Source organism: Cecembia rubra (genome assembly GCF_003014575.1).
GTDB lineage: Bacteria > Bacteroidota > Bacteroidia > Cytophagales > Cyclobacteriaceae > Cecembia_A > Cecembia_A rubra.
Genome location: NZ_PYGF01000001.1, coordinates 26,281 through 48,439 on the forward strand (window position 1 = coordinate 26,281; position 22,159 = coordinate 48,439).

The following is a 22,159-nucleotide window of genomic DNA, read 5'->3' on the forward strand; positions in this document are numbered from 1 at the left end:
ATTGAGTAAAAGGAAGGATCAATCTATACTGTATGTGACACCTTCCTCGCTTAAATAAGAATGTGGGAATTCAGCTTTAGCTTCATCCAAAATCGGGCTTAGGTCAAGATAACGGGTAGAGTAATGGCCTAACAATAACTTTCTAACGCCAGCCGCACTTGCTATTTTTCCTGCTTGGGCAGCGGTGCTGTGGTAAGTCTCTGTAGCCCTATGTTCCTCATCATTACCAAATGTTGCTTCATGGTAGAGCAAATCTGCTCCTGAAATGTAAGGTATGAGTTCTGGATCATAAATTGTGTCCGAGCAATAGGCATATGTTCTCAATTTTCTTTGAGGATGGGCATACTCTTCTACCCCATAAATAATGTTGCCATCTTCATCGGTAAAATCTCTACCTTCCCTTAATTGGTGAATAGCTTCGATGGGAAGCTTATTTTCTATGAGTTTTTCTTTGATCAGATTCCTAAGTCCTGGTTTTTCCTGAATTAAGAAACCTGTGCAGGGTAGTCTATGTTTGAGCGGAAAGCTAAAAACTTTTAAATGCTTTTCTTCAAGGATCAATTCCTTTTGATCGGGATTTGTAGGAACAAATCTCAGCGGGAAATTAAGTCGGGTATTGGAATGTCTCAGCTGGACGGTGATGATTTCATCTAAGCCATTTGGACCAAAGATGGTCAATAGTTTTGACCTTTTGTTGAGGTGAAAACTGGAAATCAATCCCATTAACCCAAAGTAATGGTCTCCATGAAGATGGGAAATGAAAATAAAGTCAATTTTTGAAAACTTGAGTTTGAATTTTCTGAGTTGGATTTGGGTGCCTTCTCCGCAATCTATCAGCAAATAATTATTGGCAATATTAACCAATTGGGAGCTTTGATTTCTCCCATGTGATGGTATCGCGGAGTTTGACCCTAATACAGTTACCTGAAAATCTAAGCTCAATCTTCTTCTTCCTCCTCTTCGTTTTCTGCATCAATTTCATGCATAAATATGGCTTCAGCAGCCTCTTCCAGGGTTTCTACAATATGAAAAACCTTATCTAGCATAGAAATCTTAATCAACTTCATAACATGATCCTGAAGACCGGCTACTATAAAAATTCCCCCATTACGGCTAAACTCCCTATTACCTACCAATAAAGCACTCAGCCCACTAGAATCAGCATATTTTACATGGCTCATGTCAATAATGAGGTTGTTATAACCTTCAGCATGAACTGTCAATAGTTCAGACTTTAATTTGGGAGACAATGCGGAATCCAATTTTTCCTCCATTGGAGTAAAGATCACAAATTGCTCTTTTTTATCTACAGTATATTTCATAATATTTTTGTTTCTTAAAGTTGGTTTAAAATGGCAGTTTCAATGCTCTTTTCCAAATCATTGTTTGCTGACTTTACAAATTTATCTCCAGTGATTTTTTCATATAATTCAATATACCTTTCGGAAATTTGATTGACAAAATCATCTGGCATATTTGGGACACTTTGTCCTTCTTTTCCCTGGAATCCATTTTGAATCAACCATTGGCGGACAAATTCTTTGGACAATTGTTTTTGTGGAAGTCCTGCTTCTTGGAGTGCTTCATATCCTTCGGCGTAGAAATACCTGGAGGAATCTGGCGTATGGATCTCATCAATCAAAAGGATTTCATCTCCATATTTCCCAAACTCATACTTCGTATCAACCAGGATTAGACCTTTTTCCAAGGCCATTTGACTACCTTTTTCAAATAGGGCATGGGTATATTTTTCAAGAACAGCGTAATCTTCAGGGCTAACGATTCCTTTTGCCAAAATTTCTTCTTTTGAAATATCTTCATCATGTCCCTCAGAGGCTTTTGTGGTAGGGGTAATGATGGGTTGTGGCAATTTGTCATTTTCCCTTAAGCCATCTGGTAAAGCAACACCGCAAAGCGTTCTTTTACCTGCTTTATATTCCCGTGCAGCGTGTCCTGCAAGATATCCCCTTATGACCATCTCTACTTTGAAGGGTTCGCATTTTTTTCCAACTGTAACTTGAGGATGTGGTACAGAAGTAACCCAATTGGGAACTATTGCAGCTGTGGCCTGAAGAAATTTTGCAGCAATTTGATTGAGGACTTGACCTTTATGCGGAATAGCTCTTGGCAGGACAACATCAAATGCTGAAATCCTGTCCGATGCTACGACGGCCAATTTGTCTTCGAAGATATAGACATCTCGGACTTTTCCTTTATAAAAGCCTATCTGTCCAGGAAATTGAAAATGGGTTTCTTTGATTGCTGCGCTCATATTCATTACGGTTGAACAAAAATAGAAAAAGCACCTCGTTTTGGATGATTGTTTTTCTTAAAACTTTATAAAAACTTTATTGATGGTCAATCGATGAAACCAATTTGCCTTCAATATACTTTTTCTCGCTGGTTAGGGTGCCATCCTCCAAGAAAAACAATTGCATTCCATGTAGCATACCAATGCGATAGGGACGGACTTCCCTCACTTGGCCGGAGGAGTAATAAAATTTAGCCAACCCTTCTTCTTTTCCTCCTTTAAAGTAAATCTCCCTTTCCGGTTTACCGTTTTCATAGAATCCCAGTAAACTTTCCAATTGACCGTCTTTGTTATATTTAGCTCTTTCCCTTATTGCTCCATTTTCATAATAGGCCACCACTTCACCGGAAGGCAGCCCCTTCTTGTAAAGTACGGTCTCTTCAATTTTTCCATTTTCAAAAAAACTTTTGAACTGTCCAACCGGATTTCCATTCTGGTATTTACCTTGGCGGGCTATTTGCCCATTGGGGTAATAAGCCACGGTCTCTCCATGCTGATAACCGTTTTTATATTGAAACCTGGCTCTAACCTTTCCACTTGGAAAATAGTTTTCCTGTAAGCCATGAATGACTCCCATATTATAAGTTGTGATGGATACTAATATTCCGTCACCATCATAAATTTCTTTAATTCCATGGATAACACCTTCTGAAAATGGTGTTTTTTCTATAAGTCCACCCTCTTCATCATAAGTATAAGTCAAACCATTAGGTTGGTTATTTTTGAAATTGGCTTTTTGCTTTAAACTCCCATTTTCGTAAAAAGTAAGCACTTCCCCATTCAGTTTGTTCTGGACAAAACTTGCTTTTTGGGATATTGTGCCGTTTTTGTAAAAACTAGTCGTTGGACCTTCCCTTAGGTTATTAACATAGTTCACTTTTCGAAGTGTATCCAAAGTACCTGGGAAATAATCCACAAAAAGGCCTTCTTTTTTTCCATTAATGAGTTGACCGGTAACAGCAAGACTACCGTCCTCATAATAGAGACGGTAGTCACCTTGTGGTATTCCATTGGATGTTTGATAAACCTCCTTTATCAATTGCTTATATTCATCATAATAAGTCCTGACCAAGTCCTGAGCTACAATCTTCTGGACCGATAGGAGAAAAAATAAAGAACAAAACAATTTGATATGACTCATTACAATATTTAAGTTTATGTTATCCGCAATGAAACCGGTAATCATTACAAATGCGGTTTTTAACCACACTGATAATTATTGGTATTGGATCCACCTTGGTGGACAAGCGTTTCCTGTATAGGGTTCTAATTTACAGGTAAATTCCATGAAATTCAGGTAGTGGTATGATTGCGGATAATCATATTAAGGTTTTCAGACTTTTTCAATTACAATAGCAGATGCACCACCTCCGCCGTTGCAAATTCCTGCGACACCAATTTTTCCATTTTTTTGATGAAGGACTGAATTGAGTGTTGCTATAATTCGGGCTCCCGATGCACCCAGTGGATGACCCAATGATACAGCCCCGCCATACACATTCAGTTTGTCCATATCCAGGTTCAATTGTCTTTGGTTGGCAATAGCCACTGCTGAAAACGCTTCATTTATTTCATAGAAATCCACATCTCCTTCCGAAATCCCGGCATTTTTGATAGCTTTTGGGATTGCCAGGGCAGGGGCTGTAGTAAACCAAAGTGGATCCTGTGCTGCATCTGCAAACCCTCTGATTTTGGCAATTGGTTTCAAGCCCAATTCCTCGACTTTCTCTTTGCTTGCCAATACCAATGCAGAGGCGCCATCATTCATGGTAGAAGCGTTTGCGGCAGTTACAGTTCCGTCTTTTTCAAATACAGGTCTTAGTGAAGGAATTTTGTCGAAGACAACATTCTTGAATTCTTCATCTTCGTCTACAATAATAGTTTCCCCTTTTCTGCCAGTGATTTCAACAGGTACCACTTCATCTTTAAATGCTCCGGACTTCCAAGCTTCCGCTGCACGGGTATAGGATTGAATGGCATAATTGTCCTGATCCTCTCGGCTGATTTTCATCTCCTTCGCAGTATGATCAGCACAATTTCCCATTGGAAATTTGTAATAAACCTCAAAAAGCCCATCTTTTACAAGGCCATCTACCAATTCAGCATTTCCGTATTTGTAGCCAAACCTTGCCTTGGGAACATAGTAAGGGACATTCGACATACTTTCCATACCACCTGCTACGACCAGGTCATTTTGCCCGGTCATGATTGACTGTGCTCCAAACATAACGGCTTTCATTCCTGAAGAGCATACTTTGTTGATGGTAGTACATGGGACATGGTAACCAATACCTGCACCAATGGCAGCTTGCCTTGCAGGAGCCTGACCTAAATTGGCAGAAATTACATTTCCCATCATTACTTCTTCCACTTCTTTGGGATCAACGCCAGCTTTATTTAAAGCACCTTTGATGGCAATACTGCCTAATTCCACAGCTGTCAAACCTGATAGTTTGCTTCCAAAACTTCCGAGCGGAGTTCTGACAGCTGCTATGATATATACTTCTTTCATTTGGGTTTATATTTAAGTGAAAATTAAATTTCAGGTTTGCAATTTTTCGTTTTTTAACGTTTGATAGCTATTGAATGAAGGACGCGCTATCTCTTCATAACCATTTTTGGTCTGATGCTTAAATCAAGAGTTTAAGGCTGCCAATTACCATTCCGGTAAACCTCTATCAGGTCTTTTGCTTGGTTTTTTCCTATTTTGCTGGATATAACGTAGTTCTGCAGCATTCATGGCTTCCAAAATCTGGGCAGCTTGTTCTGGCGTCAGGTTCATTTCCTGGAGCTTTTCCTTTAGCTTTTCCATGGCTTTTTCTCTATCACTTAAGTCAGACTCCAAATCTGATGGTTCATCTGAATCCCTTTCTTCTTGGGACTTTTCCCCTGATTTATCTTCTTTTTTCTGGGATTCGGATGCTTTATCTTCATCCGTTTTCTCATCTCCTTCACCATCTTTCTTTTCCTGAGATTGCTTTTGTTGGTCTTGATCTTGTTGATCCTCCTGATCTTGCTGCTCATCCTGATCTTCACCCTGATCTTCCTGCTGTTGCTGTCTTTCGGGGTCTTCTTCCAGCCAACGGCTCAGCAATTCATAGTTATATCTTGCCTGTTCGTTGTTAGGATCCTTAATTAGGGCAAATTTGAATGCAGTCAATGCTTCCTGATATTTGTTCTGTTGGGCTAGGATGATGCCGTTTTGATTTGCTGCAAATGAAGCTATTAATTTATCTGTTGAACTTTGAAGGCTTTGATAAGTTCTTTGGGCTTCTTCTGTTTGTCCATTATAATGATAACTCAAGGCAAGATTGTAGCTCGCGTTTGGGCCGCTGATCCCAAAATCAGAAGATAGCTTCAAGTGATCCGCCACAGATTTTTCATAGTCTGTAGCAGCATAGCTTTTGGCAGCTTCCTTGATTGCCTTGTTTCTTTTTCCGATTTCAGTCCAGGAACTTGGAAGCAATAACAAGAACACAAATAGGTATCTCAGTAGCATCATTATAATTTAATTAGCGCCTACAAATTAATGGTTTTGAAGGGTAGGATCATATCAATAACTGCCAAACATATTCCTATAAGCAGGAAATAGAAATATTTATTGGCAGAAGCCTCAATCATCCTCGTCCCGGTGACAGTTCCTTCCAGCCTTTCAATGGCCAACATCAGATCGTTGATTTCCTGAGCTTCATCCGAAAGCTCAAAATATTGCCCATCGGTCTGATTAGCAATAAGTTTCAAATTGCTGGGCTCTAAGCGTGTAATGGCAGGTTGGTTGGTTTTTGGATCAATAATCAGGCCATTACCTCTTGGTATGGTACTTCCCTGGGAGGTTCCTACACCAAGGGAAAAAACTTTAATTCCCTGCTCCTTTAATTTATTGGTCAGATCTCTGAAATTATCAGCGAAATCTTCCCCATCAGATATAAGAATGACTGTTTTTGATTTGATCCCATTGCTTTCTTCTGTTTCAAATTTACTCAAAGCCATGGTTAAGGGAGCACTGATATCTGTACCTTGATTGGGGACCAGCCCTGTATTTAAGCCATCTAGGTGAAGTTGGAGTACGTTTTGGTCAAAAGTTAGAGGGCATTGGATAAAAGCTTCAGAGCTAAAGATGATCAATCCAATTCTGTCTCCGGCAAATCTTTTGACAAGGTTTTTCAGTTCAAATTTTATTCTTTGCAATCTGCTGGGGCCTATATCTGTAGCATTCATGGATTGAGATAGGTCAATTGCAATAAATATATCCCTTCCCTCTTCTTTAATTTCTTTAAGTGATGTGCCAATGGAGGGTCCGGCTAATGCAACTAGGAACATTACAAAATAAGAAATCCGAAGCAGGAGCTTAAAAACAAGTCTATGTGTACTAACCTTTAGCTTTTTATTGATTCTATAAAACCTAAATAAATAGACAGCGTATAGCATAGCAAAAAACACTGCTAGCCAAATAATCAGTTTTACGTCAGGATATGCCCAAATCATGGCCTGAAATTATAAAATAATGCTGAAAAGAAAAGGATTCATAAAATATTGCCCTAATTTTCAACTGCCATTTCCCAATCAGGGTTATATTAAATAAAACGTTACCGAGTGTATGAGGGTTATACCTTTGTTTTTTTATTTATTGATGCTTTTTCTTCCTCAAGCCATTTGGGCCCAAGAAGGTGAATTTTTAAAAGGAAAGGTAGTTGAAATTGATTCTGAAATGCCACTACCTGGGGCAAATGTGTACTGGGAGTCTTTCCCACTTGGGGGGGTAGTAACAGATTTGGAGGGGAATTTTTCTATTAAAGCTATTCCATTACCAGCTAAACTGGTGATTTCATTTTTGGGATTTGAAAAATCTGTAAGAAATATCAGCAATAAAGATTTAGAAAAACTTCAAAGGTTTTTCCTTAAACCGGAGGAGCTTAATTTGGATGAGGTGATTGTCTCGGGGAGGGCTCCCGACCAAAATGTAAAAGGTCTTGATTTAGGGAAATCCGTTGTTCCCATTGAGACCATCAAAAACATTCCAGCCTTGTTTGGGGAGGTGGATTTATTGAGGAGCTTACAGCTCCTTCCGGGAGTGCAGACAGCAGGGGAGGGCACAACAGGGCTTTTTGTTCGGGGAGGTTCCTCAGATCAGAACCTTGTTCAACTGGATGGGGCGCCAGTGTATAATCCCTCCCATTTTTTTGGATTTTTCTCTGTATTCAATCCGGATGCACTCCAAGGGGTAGAATTTTACAAAGGGAATATTCCTGCAAGTTTGGGAGGACGGATATCTTCAGTTGTGGACGTATCGCTCAGAGAAGGGAATTACCAAAAAATCAAAGGTGAGGGAGGAATTGGTACCATCAGTTCGAGGTTGACTTTGGACGGCCCATTATTTTCGGATAAGTCTTCTTTTGCTGTGTCCGGAAGACGGACCTATGCAGATATGTTTCTCAGGTTTTCAAATGATGAAAATTTAAACAGCAACTCTCTTTTTTTTTATGATTTAAGCGGCAAATTCTCTTTCAGGTTAGGTGACCGGGATAAAATCAGCTTCTCCAGCTATTTCGGTTCTGATTTTTTAGGCCTTTCCAATCAGTTTGGCTTTGGCTGGGATAATTGGGTCAATTCTTTAACCTGGGCTAGAAAAATCAATTCGAATACCTATTTTGATCTGAATGCATACCGGAGTCGATACCGCTATCTTGTGGGTTTCGATGACTCGGATACAGGATTTGAATGGGACAACATCCTTTCTGAAAGTGGACTAAAAGCACATTGGTCTAAGCTTTTCAATGAAACAACCCAATTTGAATGGGGTTTACATTCGCAATTTTATCATTTTTCACCTATTAGTTTGCGGCCTTCTGAAGGATCTAATATAGAGCCAATTGCCACCAATCAAAGAAACGGGTTACAGAATAATTTATTTATTTCATTTGCCAAAGAACTGAATTCGAAATTGGCGATGGAATCAGGCCTTAGGTGGGGATTTTATAATCAAGTGGGAACTGGTGTGCAGTATGTATATGAAGGTGGAGTCCCAGGTCCAAATATAAGCGTATTGGACAGCATAACTTTTGGTAGATTTGAAAACATGAAATTTTACCAAGGATTAGAGCCTCGGATTTCCATTCGTTATTTGGTTCAGGAGAGTTTAGCGATAAAAGCAGCATTTAACCGAAACTTTCAATATGTACAGGTTGCTTCCAACAGTTCTGCAGGATTACCAATAGATCGTTGGATTCCTGCGGGGACTTATATTCCACCGATCAGAGGGGATCAGGTATCCTTGGGTTTGTTCAAAAATCTAAAGGATAACCGATGGGAGCTATCATTGGAGGGTTATTACAAGGATTTTCATAACATCATTGATCTCAGGCAGGGAGCCAATATTTTATTTACCGATAATGTAGAGACTGAAATTCTCTCTGGTATAGGATATGCATATGGGCTGGAATTTTTGGTAAAAAAGAACATGGGAAAGACTACTGGTTGGTTGGGTTACACCTATTCGAGGACTTGGAGGAAAGTGGTTGGCATCAGCGGTGACGATTGGTACAATCCTAGATTTGATAGACCACATGATGTAACTTTGGTATTGAATCATGAATTTTCAAAAAGATGGTCAACCAATCTCACATTTGTTTACACCACAGGGCAAGCTGTTACATTCCCAATAGGTTCTTATGAAATGGATAATCAGCGTGTTCCTTTGTACGGGGTTCAAAGGAATGCTGATCGCTTTCCTGATTATCACCGTATGGATGCCTCTGTAACATGGAGAAATATAGACAAAGGAAGAAAATGGAGAGGCAGTTGGAATTTCAGTGTTTACAATTTATACGGAAGAAAAAATCCATTTTCTTATCAGTTTACAAACATTATCAATGAGCAGATTAATTTTGACCCAAGATCCGGGGAGGAGATTTTTAGTAGGAGGCCTGGTGTAGTGATGACATATTTATTTACCTTTCTTCCCGCTTTGACTTATAATTTTCAATTCTGATATGAGAAATCTAATCCTGATATTGATCTTGAGTTTTGGTTTTTTTTCCTGCCAAGAAGAGGTGTTTTTGGAGCTGAATACGGTAGATCCCATGCCCGTAATCGAGGCTGTTTGGACAGATATGGGAACCATGAATTATGTAAAGTTAAGTAAGTCAAGGGATTTTTATGAAGAAGAAGATAATGAGTTGATCAAAGATGCTACAGTTTTTATTCAAAATCTAAATTCAGGTTTAGTGGTGCCGTTTCGGTATACGGAGCAAGCAAGAAGGTATTTGCCACTCAATAATGCCCGAGGCAGAAAAGGAGATAAGTATAGGCTTACAGTACGCTGGAAGGACAATGAATACCAATCTGAAGGTCTGCTATTACACCCTCCAAAACTTGACAGTATAAGGTATGAATTTAAGGACAGCAGGTTGTTTAGGGAAGAAGGCTACTATGTTACTCTTTATGGAGATATTCCATTTGCAGAAAACAACAATTACAGAATCCGAATTGTCAGAAACGATACCTTGCTAAATAGCAGGAATGATTATTTGCTTTTTGATGATACATTCGGGACTTCTATCTTAAACAATGGCTTTGAATTGGCTGGATTTCCCTTTCGTGCCAATGATAGAGTAAGGTTGGAACTATTCCGTCTCAATAGAGATGCATTTGATTATTTAAACCAATTGGTGGCTCTGCTATTTAATGATGGAGGATTGTTTTCTCCTCCCCCTCAAAACCCGGCTTCCAATATTCGACTGGTCAGCGGAAAAACAGAGGCATTGGGTTATTTTATGGTAAGCCCGGTATTGATTGAGACCCTGGTGATAAGTCCGGACTTAAAAACCTCAGATTAAAACCCATAATTCTGACATTTGATTACTTTTGGGGTATGATTGATTTTGACCTAAAAGGAAAAGTAGCGGTAACCTGTAAAGACCGCTTTGCTCCTTACCTTGAGCAAGAACTACAGGATTTGGGTTTTCGCCCCAAATATGTAGGAAGAACCCACATGGAATTGTTTGCCTCTTTGAACGATTGCATTTTTCTAAATCTGCATTTGAGGACGGCAAGCCAAGTCTTATATGAAATCAAAACCTTGTACCTCCACAAAGCTGATGATATTTACAGAAGAATAAAGGCATTGCCTTGGGAGGATTACCTTGATCCGGATACTTATTTTTCTGTGATCTCCCATGTGGATAATGAGACCGTAAATAATCCCCTGTTTGTCAATGTCAGGATAAAAGACGCTATTGTAGACAGGTTCAGGGAGAAGTTTGGTAAAAGACCGAATTCGGGATCAAGCCTGGATGGGGCCGTTATCCAAATGTTCTGGAAAGAACAGCAGGCCACCTTATACATCAACACTTCTGGAGAAACCATTGCTAAACACGGCTATAGAAAAATTCCTGGACATGCCCCCATGCTAGAAGCTTTGGCTTCAGCCACTATTTTGGCAAGTGATTGGGACCAAAATAGCCCTTTTATCAACCCTATGTGCGGTGCAGGGACTTTGGCCATTGAAGCCGCATTGATGGCTACCCAAAGATTTCCTGGACTTTTCAGAGACCATTATGGTTTTATGTATGTCAAAGGGTTTAGTGAAGAAATTTATCAAAAAATCAGGAAAAAGATGGAGGACAAGGTAATTGATAGACCTGGTCTCCGGATTATAGCTTCTGATATCAGTGAACAGGCCGTATTGTTTGCAAGGGAAAATGCAGGAATTGCAGGTGTAGAAGATCTGATAGATTTTGAGGTTTGTGATTTTGAAGAAACTACTGTGCCCCAAGATGCAGGAGGAGTGGTCTTTTTTAATCCGGAATATGGGGAAAGATTAGGTGAAGAAGGAGACCTGGGAGATACATACAAAAGGATGGGTGATTTTCTCAAACAAAGATGTGCCAGCTATTCAGGATATATATTTACCGGAAATATGGCATTGGCCAAGCGGGTTGGATTGAGGACTTCCAGAAGGAAAGAATTCTATAATGGAACTATTGATTGCCGTTTACTTAAATATGAGTTGTTCAAGGGCAAAAAAGAGATATAAAAATCAAGAGGCTGTCAATTGTGAGACAGCCTCTTTGATTAATTGATTTTTTTACTCAATTCATCCATTTTTCTATTTAGATCCAGTATTGCGGCACTATATCTGTCATCCCATTCTTGCAATCTGTCTTTGGACCTCATTTCAATTTCATATTGGATACCGGGAAGTACCCATGAGGCATAACCACTGAAGGGGTCCGTGGAGGCATAGAGGGATCTGTACCAACTTCCAAAATACATACCCTTGGAATCGATGAAGCTCTTTTCAAAATTCAAGAGTTCTTTGTTGATTATAGCTGATTTTTTGGAATCAGGGTTTCCGCTTTCAAGGAATGCATTGATTCTGGATTCCAACGTTGCTGCGCTTTCTTTTAAAGTAGCGATTGCAGACCTTGATTTTTCAAATCCTTTGAAATCTGCATGAAAGCCCTTTACACCTTTTTCTGCATTGTCAAAGTGAACTTCCAGGTCTTTGGCATACCTAGTCAATTGATATGGAATCAGCTCAGCATTGGCCAACCGTAAAGCGATGATACCGATGAGCTGCTCCACTGTTCCACCCATTTTGAAGGAAGGGTCAGCAAATTTCTCATAAAAATACATGTCATCGTAGTTGGTGTGATATAAAGAAGGGCCTCCTGCACCACCATTGATAGAAGGTACACCTACATGCATATAGAAAGCGATATGGTCTGAGCCGCCGCCTAAGTTGCCGATATTAGGTTCATCGCTTTTTCCCGCCCAAATTTCATATACTGTTTTTGTGGAATCAGGATAGATAACCTCCTTGGCAGCATCCATGATGATTTTTTTAAGGGTAGGGGAAGCAGAAGCACCAAAATTTCTTCCACCTACAGCAGCATCCAAGTTGATGTAAGCTACTGCTTTGGCATTTAATTCATCTCTAAACTGTTCTACCCATTCAGTGGATCCGATAACACCATGCTCTTCAGCATCCCAGTGGGCAATCATGATGGACCGGGATGGTCTTATACCCTGTGAGGCTAATTTTCCCAAAGTTTCTGTCATGCTCAAAAGCATAGCTGTTCCTGAGTTTGGATCAGTGGATCCAAATGCCCATGCATCATAATGACAGCCCAGGATAATCCATTCATCCGGATGGGTAGCACCTTTAAGTGTTGCCACTACATTGTTTGCTCTGACAAATCCTCTTTCTTGCTCAACTTTTAACCTTACCAATAAATCAGGCCCACCTTCCAAACGATAGGTGAAAGGAAGTCCTCCCTGCCATGCAGCAGGAACTGGTTTACCGTTCATTTTTTCCAATATTTCCTGTGCTGAACCATAGGAAATCGGAGTGACCGGTATGGTATGGAGTCCTTTGACTTCTTTGGGGTCCAATCTTTTGACCTTGGTTTTGCTGTCCAAAGGCAAAGCGGGCTCGAATGGAGTCAATGGATCCCCTGTCCAATCCACTGTTAGCAAGGAGCCTCTTTGGATGGAATTGTCATTAAAAAGAAAACCCTCTGGATAGACTAGGCCTCTTGAAAAGCCTGCATCTGCAGGATCAGTGAAAATAATCAAACCTGCTGCTCCATATTCTTCAGCAAATTTGGCTTTATAACCTCTAAAGTTCCCGCCATATCTGGCCATAACAATTTTACCTTTAAGGTCAATTCCAAGTTCCTTTAACTTTTCAAAATCCGCCTTGGTACCATAGTTGGCATAAACCACCTGGGCAGTGACATCACCACTTCCAGAAAAGGCATTCCAACCTTTCTTTAGCTCCGGATGGTAGGAAAAAGGATTGTCTTTAATAATATACTCTTGTTGGTTGAGAGGTTTTCGGATTGGATAAACCAGTTCAATCAGAGATTCCCCTTGCCCTTTGGTCAAATAGACGTCGTAGGGATAGACTTTTACCTCCCAACCAGCCTTCTGCATAGTCGAAACCATATAGTCTTTAACTTTTTCATTAGCTTCGCTACCTGCTACATGGGGATGTTCTGTTATTGTGCTCAGATGGGTTTTGAACCTGCTAAAATCGACTGATTCTTTAAACTGATTTTCAATTTGCTTTTGCCTGGTTGCAGAATTCTTGGCAAATCCATCCAAAGTTTGGGCATGGACAGAAAAACCGGATAGCAGGGCAAAAGTAAATGTCAATAAGTAGGTATTCTTCATAGACTTTATTCGTTGGAAATTGATCATCTACAAATTTATTTAAAGTAAAGGTTTATGGCAGTTAATCTTTTTGAATGGTTGAATTTCGTTATGGTCAGTTTTTGAATTACAACTTAGCATTCTGGAGAAAGGGATGTATTATGTCTGTAAAAAATATACTGTCATTTTTTAACCAATGCATCAGTCTTTCTCATTATTTTGTTCAAAAAGCCTTAATATTAGGTGAAATTTGCACTTTAGCCAATCAAATGGTGTTTACTTCAGGCATTATGTTGAAAGTAGAAAAAAATAAAAAAGTGGGAGATAATATAGAATTGGTTCCACAGCTGACCTTGGACTGCGTAATATTTGGTTTTCATGAAGCATCACTTAAGGTATTATTGTTGAAATGGAAAGATACAGATTACTTCAGTCTTCCCGGAGGCGCAGTGAAGCAAATAGAGTCATTGGATGATGCGGCCATTAGGATATTGAAAGAAAGGACTGGTCTTGATAGAATATTTTTACGGCAATTTCACACCTTTGGAAAGGTTGAAAGGTATGATAGAGAAGAGATCAAGCAAAAGCTTTCCCATTTGGTCAATCCTGACTTATGGTACAAAAGGCCAATATCAGTAGGTTATTATGCACTTGTTGATTATGAGGAAGTATTCCCCAATCCTGATAGCTTATCTGAGTCTTGTGCTTGGTGGGACCTCAATGAAATTCCCGAATTGTTGTTTGATCATAATGAAATTTTGGAGAAAGCCCTTCACGCACTGCGTTTGGAACTCAGTTTTCAACCTGTAGGTTTAAACTTACTTCCGGAGAAATTTACCATGCCGGATATGATGCGGATGTATGAAGCGATTCTCGGGAAAAAAATAGATCCCAGGAATTTTCAGAAAAAAATCCTTAAATCAGGAATTGTGATCAAACTGGATGAGGTAAAAAAAGGAGTGGCTCATAAGTCCCCTTTTCTTTACAAGTTTGATGAAATAAAGTATGCTGAGGTATTAAAAGAAGGAGGACTGTTTTTTATTTGATTCTCTACCATTATCTTCAATGCGATAGTTAATAGATACATGGATTCCCTTCGGATTTTGCATTTACAAAAAACTGCCTATTCCTTAATCATTTTAGTATTGGTGGTCTGGATAATGAAATCAGGTTCAGTAATCTTGATACCTTTGTTCTGGGCGGCATTTTTTGCCTTTGCACTTTATCCAGTGTCCAATTGGTTGGAAGAAAAGGGGTTTCCAAGAGCTGTGGCCATTGTATTAACTTTGATTTTGATCACCTCATTAGCTGTCTTTTTGTTTTATTCACTTACAGATCAGGTCATTGGCTTGATTAAGGATATCCCAGATATTAAGGCATCTTTTTTTAAGAAAGTAGATCTTTATCTGGAGGATTTTGGTGGTTTTATTCAAGGGGGATCGGAAATGCCTTCTGCTTCTGATTTACTGAACCCCCGTAATCTGGAAGCTGCCTTATATGAAACCGGAAGGTCCTTGGTTTTATTGGGGGTGATGCCTTTGTTTATTTTTCTGATGTTGTTTTATAAGGACTTTTTCAGTGAATTCCTTAGAAAGTTATCAAAAGATGGTGAGCCAAGGGTTTTGATTTTTATCAAAGACTCGGGAAAAGTAATTCAGTCTTATTTGCTGGGAATGCTTTTAGTTACAATCATAGTAAGTATAATTTCCGGATTGGTTTTTTACTTTTTGGGAATTAAATATTACCTCTTGTTTGCGGTATTTATTGCAGTGATGAACCTGATTCCCTATGTTGGGGTGATTTTCAGCTCATTGCTTTTGGTTTTTTATGTACTATTGACCACGGACAGTATGTTTTACCCATTGGCTACGGTATTTTTGTTATGGCTGATCCAGTTTGTTGAAAATAATTTCATTACCCCAGTAGTAGTTGGAGGAAAAGTAAGGGTAAATGCCTTTGCTGTCATTTTGGCTATTTTGGTGGGAGGCTATATTTGGGGTGTTTCCGGAATGATATTGTTCATCCCTCTTGCCGGTCTTTTAAAAATTACTTTTGAAAGGATTCCTTCACTAGCAGCTTACGGTTATTTGTTAGGGGATGTTTATCCTGTAATAGAAAAGCGGGAAAACTTTTATAAGGCATTCATAAGATTGATAAAACAAAAAAAGAGGCCTTCATGACCTCTTTTTATGTGCGCACGAGAAGAGTCGAACTTCCATGCCCAAGGGCGCTGCCGCCTGAAGACAGTGCGTCTACCAATTTCGCCACGTACGCAAATCGATATGTAAATTGTCGGGATGACAGGATTACAACCACCCCGTGCAAATCTTTATGTATCAGTAAGTTACAAAACGTAATTTCAGCGGGTTCACCGTTCAGTTCTCAATTTATTCGAACTGGTTTGAGTGCATTTGGTGAACTCCGAAACCTTTGTAAATATACAAAAAAGCCCGCTTTTTGGGTTCAAATCGTGGCAAAAAGTGCTAAATTTTATTGGTAACTGGCGATAGATTTTAGTGCCGTTTGACTGCCTTCATCTGGCAAGGTCAATCGGTGATGTAGCGCTCTACAATGGACGGTGCAAGGCCAGTGAATTCGCAAAATTCGTTTACGCTCACGAACTGGTGTGACTCTTTAGCAAGCTCCTCCCTAATCCTGTTAAGGAGCTTCCTGCCGTATCGTTCACTCTTGCCAGTGATCCGCTGCACGTCTTTTGGATAAATACAGGCTCGTTTGGTTTCGATCATACTTTATCTATACTTCATGTATGCTTTTGGTGTACTGTAAATATACGGAATGCCATTGGCAGTTCATTTTGAACCATTCGGAATAAACGGTATTCAATGTTCCTAACCGGAACCTGTTTTTTGTCTGCCCTTCGTAATTATCGGATTTTCGAAGAGTTGCAACGAAGCAACAAATCAAAATTCAAATGATATGGCAAGACAAGCTGGGATTATCAAGTTGAAGGGCAAAGTCGGTGACATGTCCTTTTACAAAACGAAAGATGGCTACCTGGCCCGGGAAAAGGGTGGGGTGGACAAAGACCGGATCCAGAATGATCCGGCTTTTCAGCGTACCCGTGAAAACGGTGCTGAGTTTGGCCGTGCCGGTGCAGCCGGACGGACTTTGAGAACGGCCTTTAGGCCGCTACTTCTGCGTACCTCTGACAGTCGGTTGACCTCCAGACTGACCAAAGAAATGGTGAAGGTGATCAAAGCGGATGCAACCAGTGCCCGTGGAGAACGGAACGTTCTCGATGGTGAGCTGGAGCTTTTGCAGGGCTTTGAATTCAATGCAAATGGCCGTCTGGGAGCTACAATATATGCGCCATTTGACGCAAGTATTGACAGAGCTACTGGTGAAGCTGTAGTCAATGTGCCGGGCTTTGTTCCCCAAAATACCATTGCTGCGCCTCAAGGTGCTACGCACCTGAAATTTGTATCTGCTGCGGTGGAGATTGATTTTGAGGCCGATGACTTCACCCTGGTTGCTTCTGAAAGTGGAGAGATTGAAATCGGGCCACAGGCGGAAGCTGCGGTGAACCTGTCCAATGGTTTGCCTGCAAACAGTACCAAGGCACTAATGCTGGTTTTTGGTGTGGAGTTCTATCAGGAAGTGAACGGTAGCTTCTACCCACTAAAAAACGGCTCCTACAACGCCCTGGCGTTGGTGGCTATTGATGGTGCTCCTGCAGTTCAGCAAACCTAATGTTGGTTCGGATGGAATTGATTCTCACAAGAAGCTATTATCCGGAGGGAACCAACGGAAAGCTCTGTGATGGTGAGCAGCTGGTCTGCTCCACCATCGAGCTTCCCTGGAGGGAAAACCAGCGGATGGTATCGAGCATCCCGGAAGGGAGGTATGAGCTTGTAAAGCGATACACCGATAAACGGGGCTGGCATTTGCTGGTGAAAAATGTACCCAATAGAAGCGGCATCCTTTTTCACCCTGCCAATGACGCCCTGAAGGAACTGAAGGGCTGTATAGCCCCGGTTTCAAAGGTCATCGGTCCAGGTAAAGGGACGGATTCCAAAACTGCCGATTCCAGGCTGAAAACACTTGTGTTTGAGGCCATGGAAAGAGGCGAAAATGTATTTCTCAATATTCAAAAAGCAAAAAGCGTATGACGATCATAGAAAGGGCGAAAGCCCCAACACCCAAGTTTTTCAAAGTGCTCCGAAACGTGGGTTTGGCACTAGCGGCAGCTGGTGGCGCTCTGTTGGCAGCACCAATCAGTTTACCGGCCGGAATAGTTGCCCTGGGCGGCTATCTCACCGTAGGTGGGACGGTACTGACTGCAGTCAGTCAGGTGACTGTAGAGGATGGTGCAAAAGCGGACAGGAAAGATGGCTAACCTGGTAAGTGGAGGAGGCACGAAGGCAGGAACTGCCGGAGGCACGTTGCTGAGTGTCCTGGTGAATATCAGCTCCGGGGATATCCTCCACACCTGTGTATTAGCTGCTGTTGGAGCGGTAGTGAGCTTTACCGTGTCCATTCTGCTAAAGGTGCTATTCCAACGGTTCAAAAGAAAACATCCACCTCCGAAGGGGATGTGATTCCCGCAAGTCGGGAAAGTTTGTGTTCCTCTCAATTAAAAGGCCTCCTCGTGGGGTCTTTTTTCATTCCAGGAGGATCCGGAACATAATTGCTCTTTTTACCTGCTTCACAAGCTCCACCTGCTTTTGGAGAATCTTGGCTTTCTTCTCAAAGTACTGAAGGAGTGCCAATGACTTTAGGTACTTCCCACGGTCTTTCAAGGCCTTTTCCTGCCCTGCCAGCAATACCGCTCTGGCATCACCTATCCTGATGAATGGGACAACAGAACCGGTCAAGTGTGGCGTGAACGCCTGTGCCTGCCAAAGACCGTAAGAGAGCCAGAAATAAAAGTTCCGTGCCTCTTCCGATTCTGTGGTGATGGCGAAGCAATTGGGACAAGGGGTATCGAGCGGCTTTCCCGCATTCAGCCCTTTGGACAAAATGAAGAAATGTGGCCGGGCACTGGAGAAGCCTGCATTGTAGGTTTTGATCTGAAAAGTGTGCATAGTATGAGCATTTAAAGTTTTGCTCGCTGCGCTTCGCACACATTTCAAAAGAGAAAAGAAAAAAGGGAAAAAAAGAAAAGAGAAAGCCTTTGGTCAGGTGGGCATGGACAGGGCAGTCAAGGTTTTTTGGAAAAATACTTCCGCCAATTGGCGGAGGAGATTTTTTCAAAAACCCGAAGGGCTTGACCTTGACGGTCCTGATTAGGGTTGGCCTAGTGCGGCCCGCCTAACTTAGTTGCACTCTTTGTTTTTGTTCTTCTTTGTCCGACACCAGAGAAAAAAAGAGCCCCCCTAAAAGGGAAGCTCTGAAAGGCACAACTCGAACCATAGAAAGCGAAGCGTATAATCTGTGATACCACAATGCTGAACGCCTGCATGGAACGGACGACCTGAGGTGCGAACGCCCGCCAGCAACCACCGGCTGCCGCAACGGACTCTAAATAATAACTTAAACATAATGCCCTTCATCACAGGAACGGTGTGATTGCGGCAAGGGCTGTGAAAAAAAAATACTACCTGAAGGGTGGAGATTTTTTTTGAAACAGGCGAAGCGGACCCTTGCAAGCTCTCACATCCGCATGCCTGTAACTTTGCTTTATGTTTTGGTTATTTTGAACCCGCTCTAATTGATGTTATTTACAATATCTCTTTCATTCAAGTAGTTGTTCAATTCATCAAACCTTAAATCCTTTAATTCATTATTCTCCCTGAGCTGGTCTATCATTATTCTTAACGAACGCCTTTGTCTATCCTTCCCTACTATTTCATTAAACCACTCAATACCATTGAGATTAGGGTCGGGTGACCTTTTATTGGTGAATTTGACGATGCTTTCGAGTCCTGACTCTGGAATAATATCCCATGAAATACAAAGCATATTAATTGCGGTAAGTAGCTCCCGATTGAAGGGATGTATTAATGCTTTGTCCTTGGATCCGGAAGAATTACTGTTGCCTGGAGAGTGATTCCCCTGCTCATGTATTAAAGGATTAAAAAGAGGAAGTGGGTCGTGTTTGATAATATCTAGAAATTCGTTGGCACAATGAGTACCGACAAAAAAGTATTTCGATTGAGCGTCATAATCACCCCTGGGTCTATACGAAAAGATGTAGTATTTGTCATCCAATGCCCCACAACAGCCTTGTTTGTGTTGACCATTAAGAAGTTTTAAGTAGTTAACGGGTTGAATATAAAATTTTCGGTTGAGTTCTTCCTTTCTTTTTCTGGTTCTACAATTCATAAATAATCAATATTGTTAGCTGTGGAAATTGAATTTAGTGCGGGAACGCAGGAAAACCAAAACGGCTGGACGGAGGCTGTGGAGCGCAGCGTAATGGACGAACGGCCAAGCCAGCCGAAGAGAGGAACGAACGGAGGCTTGCGAGCCGTCTGCGAGTGGAGCAAGGGGGCTAGACCGGAAAGCAGTGAGGTACGAACTGCGGGGGCTTGCTATGTGTGAAGTGGAATGCAGGGCTTTTGTAATTTGATCCTCCACAAAAGCCCGGAATGGAACGGAACTACACAAGGGCTGGCGTGATTTTTTGCCTTTTGAGCGTTGGCCGGGTATAAGCGATTACCTGTGTGTTGGGAACCGGGGTTGGTGCAAAAAGCATGACAGTCCCGCAGCCCGCAGCGACCCGCAGGCGAGCAAAAACACTGGCAGCCGGTGGATTTTTTGCGGCTGAACGAAGTGCAGTGAGCACTGCCAAGCTGAAGCAGACCGCTTTCAATTAAACAATTCCTGCAAAGCCTGGCAAGCGCAACGAAACGAAGAGAAGCGGCAAAAAAGACAGAGTAGGCTGCCGTGAGGATGACAACCGAGTTGCAAGCAGCATGACAGGCTCGGAGCTTTAGCGGAGACCTGTAAGGCAACACAGCTTATTTTTTGACCTTAGAAAATAGACCCTTTCAAAAAATGGGCTGTGGTGGCCTGGCATGATGCTATGCCGAGGGCGGAAGACGAACACCGCTTTTCCTGCGTGGGGTCAGGGTTGGGAAAAGCAAGTGTGGCACGGTATGGAATGGAGCGAAGTGGAATGGAATAACGGGCTACTCTTGCTGTGCGGTGCTGGAAGCTTGTGAGTGCAGCGCAGCGGAATGAGCAGGCTGGAGGCACAGGGGTGTGGGGAGAGACTATCTTCGGTAAGGGATTGACCTTAATTCGCTTCTCTTTGAAGGAGATCATGATGTATGTTAGACATCACTCAGTAATTCCGCTTTACACTTTCTTAAAAAGTACTTGAATTGAAGTAAATCAGATTGGCTTCTGACATCATTATTGAAAGTAGAAGGCTTACCATAAATCAAGGATTCAAAAGTGATTAATACTTTGTTCGTGCTAAGGCCATCGTAAAGGTTTATAAGCCCATCAAATATTTGGTCTCCCATCATGATGAAAACTCCTCGGATATTCAGGCTTATGCCGTGTTCAAAACTCATTATTTCTGATTCTAATAATTCCTCAGAAATTAGACCTCTATCTAACAGCTGTTTTACAAATTTCTTTCTAGCCTGATAGGCATTAAATTTTTCTTGATCAAAGGTATACTCGTTAATCTGGACTGTAACTTTTTCCAAATCGAGAAATTTGCACAAAGTCATTCTGTGCTGGCCGGTGGTAGTAAAATAAAGAGAGCCAAACTTTGAAACTGTTCTGGATTCGTTGTAATCACTTTGGGCGTGCTCGATCAACTCTTCATGAGTCATGTTTGAATGACGAATATCCTTAAACCTTTTCAAATTGTTCAATAAGTCAATCCAGGTAATATCACTCTCATCGTTATAAGCATAGGCGTATTGAATACCTTTTATATCTAGCGGACTAATGATTCCTCTGTAAGTCTTTGTTGAATTCCGAGAATAGAACCTATAGTTCTCAATTTCATTTATTCTGAGAACCTTTTCAGTATGCCACTTTTTAGGACGAATTGGGCATCTTTTTTTCAGCCAATCAAGATTGCTCTGCTTACTCTCCACCATAGATTTCATCAAATGTTGAATAGTTCTTAAAGCCTTTCCCTCTGTTGATCCTGCCTTGCTTTGTATTGTCGATGCGATGCTGGAGGAACAAACATAGAGCCTCAAACTGGGCTTCTGGGACTTGGTAGGCACTGGCTTTAAATTCCTTTTTGATGATGCCCCAAATGGCAGCATAGTTCATTTTGGATTTACCAACATCGCCTTCCTTGTATTCGTTATATCGATCTATCAGATGCTTCACATAGTTTTTCAATTCCGCTTTTTTACCTATGGCACCATCAGCGAATTCCATCTTTGGTTTGCTTCTGGATTTATAAACAATGGTCTGTGCACTGATCGAATTGGCCACTGTAGAGTTGGACACATTGCCTTTGATGTTGATGGTATTTGATGACTTTGCACTGGATTTGCCTTTAGCTTTAATCATAAGATAGTTCTTGATTTGTTTGACCTCCTCCTCACTAATATCACCTTTTGTAATCTTGGAATGGCAAATCGGGCAAAGCATCAAAAGGTTGTCAGGGGAATTGTTTTCGGGAATTTCGTCAATATGATGAATTTCAAAATGATCTACATTCTGATCATCACAGATTGGGCACTGGGAGTTAATCTCTTGCTGTAAAAGAGATTTCGTTTTTTGGGGTATGGATTTTCGAGCTTTGGCCAT

21 protein-coding genes and 1 tRNA gene are annotated in these 22,159 nt (G+C 41.2%); 9 read left to right on the forward strand and 13 right to left on the reverse strand.

From position 1 onward, the window contains the following. Window positions 1-18 precede the first annotated feature (18 nt). The 7 genes from CLV48_RS00130 to CLV48_RS00160 all read right to left on the reverse strand — a co-directional run bounded on the left by CLV48_RS00130 (window position 19) and on the right by CLV48_RS00160 (window position 6,796). Window positions 19-942 carry a ribonuclease Z gene (locus CLV48_RS00130; protein WP_106565239.1) on the reverse strand — a complete coding sequence of 308 codons (924 nt, stop codon included), beginning with the start codon at window positions 940-942 and terminating at the stop codon, window positions 19-21. Beyond that, complete coding sequence (locus CLV48_RS00135; protein WP_106565240.1) at window positions 939-1,322, reverse strand: STAS domain-containing protein; 384 nt, start codon at window positions 1,320-1,322, stop codon at window positions 939-941. Before CLV48_RS00135 ends, CLV48_RS00130 begins: the two co-directional genes overlap by 4 nt. 14 nt (window positions 1,323-1,336) lie before the next feature. Continuing rightward, window positions 1,337-2,272: a phosphoribosylaminoimidazolesuccinocarboxamide synthase gene (locus tag CLV48_RS00140; RefSeq protein WP_106566049.1), complete on the reverse strand. Its 936-nt coding sequence runs from the start codon at window positions 2,270-2,272 to the stop codon at window positions 1,337-1,339. A gap of 76 nt (window positions 2,273-2,348) precedes the next feature. After that, complete coding sequence (locus tag CLV48_RS00145) at window positions 2,349-3,452, reverse strand: toxin-antitoxin system YwqK family antitoxin (protein WP_106566050.1); 1,104 nt, start codon at window positions 3,450-3,452, stop codon at window positions 2,349-2,351. 192 nt (window positions 3,453-3,644) lie between these two features. Next, window positions 3,645-4,823, reverse strand: coding sequence for an acetyl-CoA C-acyltransferase (locus tag CLV48_RS00150; RefSeq protein WP_106565241.1), 1,179 nt, complete (start codon window positions 4,821-4,823; stop codon window positions 3,645-3,647). A gap of 144 nt (window positions 4,824-4,967) precedes the next feature. Further along, window positions 4,968-5,813, reverse strand: coding sequence for a hypothetical protein (locus CLV48_RS00155; protein WP_106565242.1), 846 nt, complete (start codon window positions 5,811-5,813; stop codon window positions 4,968-4,970). 17 nt (window positions 5,814-5,830) lie between these two features. Further along, window positions 5,831-6,796: a vWA domain-containing protein gene (locus tag CLV48_RS00160; RefSeq protein ID WP_106565243.1), complete on the reverse strand. Its 966-nt coding sequence runs from the start codon at window positions 6,794-6,796 to the stop codon at window positions 5,831-5,833. 112 nt (window positions 6,797-6,908) lie between these two features. Here CLV48_RS00160 and CLV48_RS00165 point away from each other — a divergent pair, with 112 nt between their 5' ends. Genes CLV48_RS00165 through CLV48_RS00175 form a run of 3 tightly spaced genes read left to right on the forward strand, consistent with a single transcriptional unit; the run spans window position 6,909 to window position 11,345 of the window. Then, window positions 6,909-9,299, forward strand: coding sequence for a TonB-dependent receptor (locus CLV48_RS00165; RefSeq protein WP_106565244.1), 2,391 nt, complete (start codon window positions 6,909-6,911; stop codon window positions 9,297-9,299). 1 nt (window position 9,300) lies between these two features. Beyond that, entirely contained in the window at window positions 9,301-10,146 is an 846-nt protein-coding gene (locus CLV48_RS00170) for a DUF4249 domain-containing protein (protein WP_106565245.1), read from the forward strand. Window positions 10,147-10,181: 35 nt separating this feature from the next. Then, window positions 10,182-11,345: a THUMP domain-containing class I SAM-dependent RNA methyltransferase gene (locus tag CLV48_RS00175; protein WP_106565246.1), complete on the forward strand. Its 1,164-nt coding sequence runs from the start codon at window positions 10,182-10,184 to the stop codon at window positions 11,343-11,345. A gap of 38 nt (window positions 11,346-11,383) precedes the next feature. On the opposite strand, the gene CLV48_RS00180 is transcribed toward CLV48_RS00175, so the two are convergent. After that, window positions 11,384-13,489: a M28 family peptidase gene (locus CLV48_RS00180; RefSeq protein ID WP_106565247.1), complete on the reverse strand. Its 2,106-nt coding sequence runs from the start codon at window positions 13,487-13,489 to the stop codon at window positions 11,384-11,386. 74 nt (window positions 13,490-13,563) lie between these two features. Between CLV48_RS00180 and CLV48_RS00185 the strand changes: the two genes are divergently transcribed. Further along, entirely contained in the window at window positions 13,564-14,514 is a 951-nt protein-coding gene (locus CLV48_RS00185) for an NUDIX hydrolase (RefSeq protein ID WP_342748279.1), read from the forward strand. A 39-nt stretch (window positions 14,515-14,553) separates the two neighbouring features. Further along, a complete protein-coding gene (locus CLV48_RS00190) occupies window positions 14,554-15,648 on the forward strand; it encodes an AI-2E family transporter (RefSeq protein WP_106565248.1) in 1,095 nt (364 codons plus the stop codon). 12 nt (window positions 15,649-15,660) lie between these two features. On the opposite strand, the gene CLV48_RS00195 is transcribed toward CLV48_RS00190, so the two are convergent. Further along, window positions 15,661-15,742, reverse strand: a tRNA-Leu gene (locus tag CLV48_RS00195). 663 nt (window positions 15,743-16,405) lie between these two features. Between CLV48_RS00195 and CLV48_RS00205 the strand changes: the two genes are divergently transcribed. The 4 genes from CLV48_RS00205 to CLV48_RS00220 are packed head-to-tail and all read left to right on the forward strand — an operon-like array spanning window position 16,406 to window position 18,027. After that, window positions 16,406-17,179: a hypothetical protein gene (locus CLV48_RS00205; RefSeq protein WP_106565249.1), complete on the forward strand. Its 774-nt coding sequence runs from the start codon at window positions 16,406-16,408 to the stop codon at window positions 17,177-17,179. 11 nt (window positions 17,180-17,190) lie between these two features. Continuing rightward, window positions 17,191-17,598, forward strand: coding sequence for a DUF5675 family protein (locus CLV48_RS00210; protein ID WP_106566052.1), 408 nt, complete (start codon window positions 17,191-17,193; stop codon window positions 17,596-17,598). After that, entirely contained in the window at window positions 17,595-17,825 is a 231-nt protein-coding gene (locus CLV48_RS00215) for a hypothetical protein (RefSeq protein WP_084121500.1), read from the forward strand. Before CLV48_RS00210 ends, CLV48_RS00215 begins: the two co-directional genes overlap by 4 nt. Next, the gene (locus CLV48_RS00220) at window positions 17,794-18,027 is read left to right on the forward strand and encodes a hypothetical protein (RefSeq protein WP_245889433.1); all 234 of its coding nucleotides are present in this window, start codon (window positions 17,794-17,796) and stop codon (window positions 18,025-18,027) included. The genes CLV48_RS00215 and CLV48_RS00220 overlap by 32 nt, the downstream gene beginning before the upstream one ends. Before the next feature lie 63 nt (window positions 18,028-18,090). Here CLV48_RS00220 and CLV48_RS00225 read toward each other — a convergent pair whose 3' ends face one another. The 4 genes from CLV48_RS00225 to CLV48_RS00250 all read right to left on the reverse strand — a co-directional run bounded on the left by CLV48_RS00225 (window position 18,091) and on the right by CLV48_RS00250 (window position 22,159). After that, on the reverse strand, window positions 18,091-18,513 hold the full coding sequence (locus CLV48_RS00225; protein ID WP_106565250.1) for a DUF6943 family protein: 423 nt from the start codon (window positions 18,511-18,513) through the stop codon (window positions 18,091-18,093). Between the two features lie 622 nt (window positions 18,514-19,135). Beyond that, the gene (locus CLV48_RS00235; RefSeq protein ID WP_106565252.1) at window positions 19,136-19,753 is read right to left on the reverse strand and encodes a hypothetical protein; all 618 of its coding nucleotides are present in this window, start codon (window positions 19,751-19,753) and stop codon (window positions 19,136-19,138) included. A gap of 953 nt (window positions 19,754-20,706) precedes the next feature. Next, on the reverse strand, window positions 20,707-21,219 hold the full coding sequence (locus CLV48_RS00245) for a hypothetical protein (protein ID WP_170068967.1): 513 nt from the start codon (window positions 21,217-21,219) through the stop codon (window positions 20,707-20,709). A gap of 259 nt (window positions 21,220-21,478) precedes the next feature. Beyond that, entirely contained in the window at window positions 21,479-22,159 is a 681-nt protein-coding gene (locus CLV48_RS00250; RefSeq protein ID WP_106565255.1) for an HNH endonuclease signature motif containing protein, read from the reverse strand.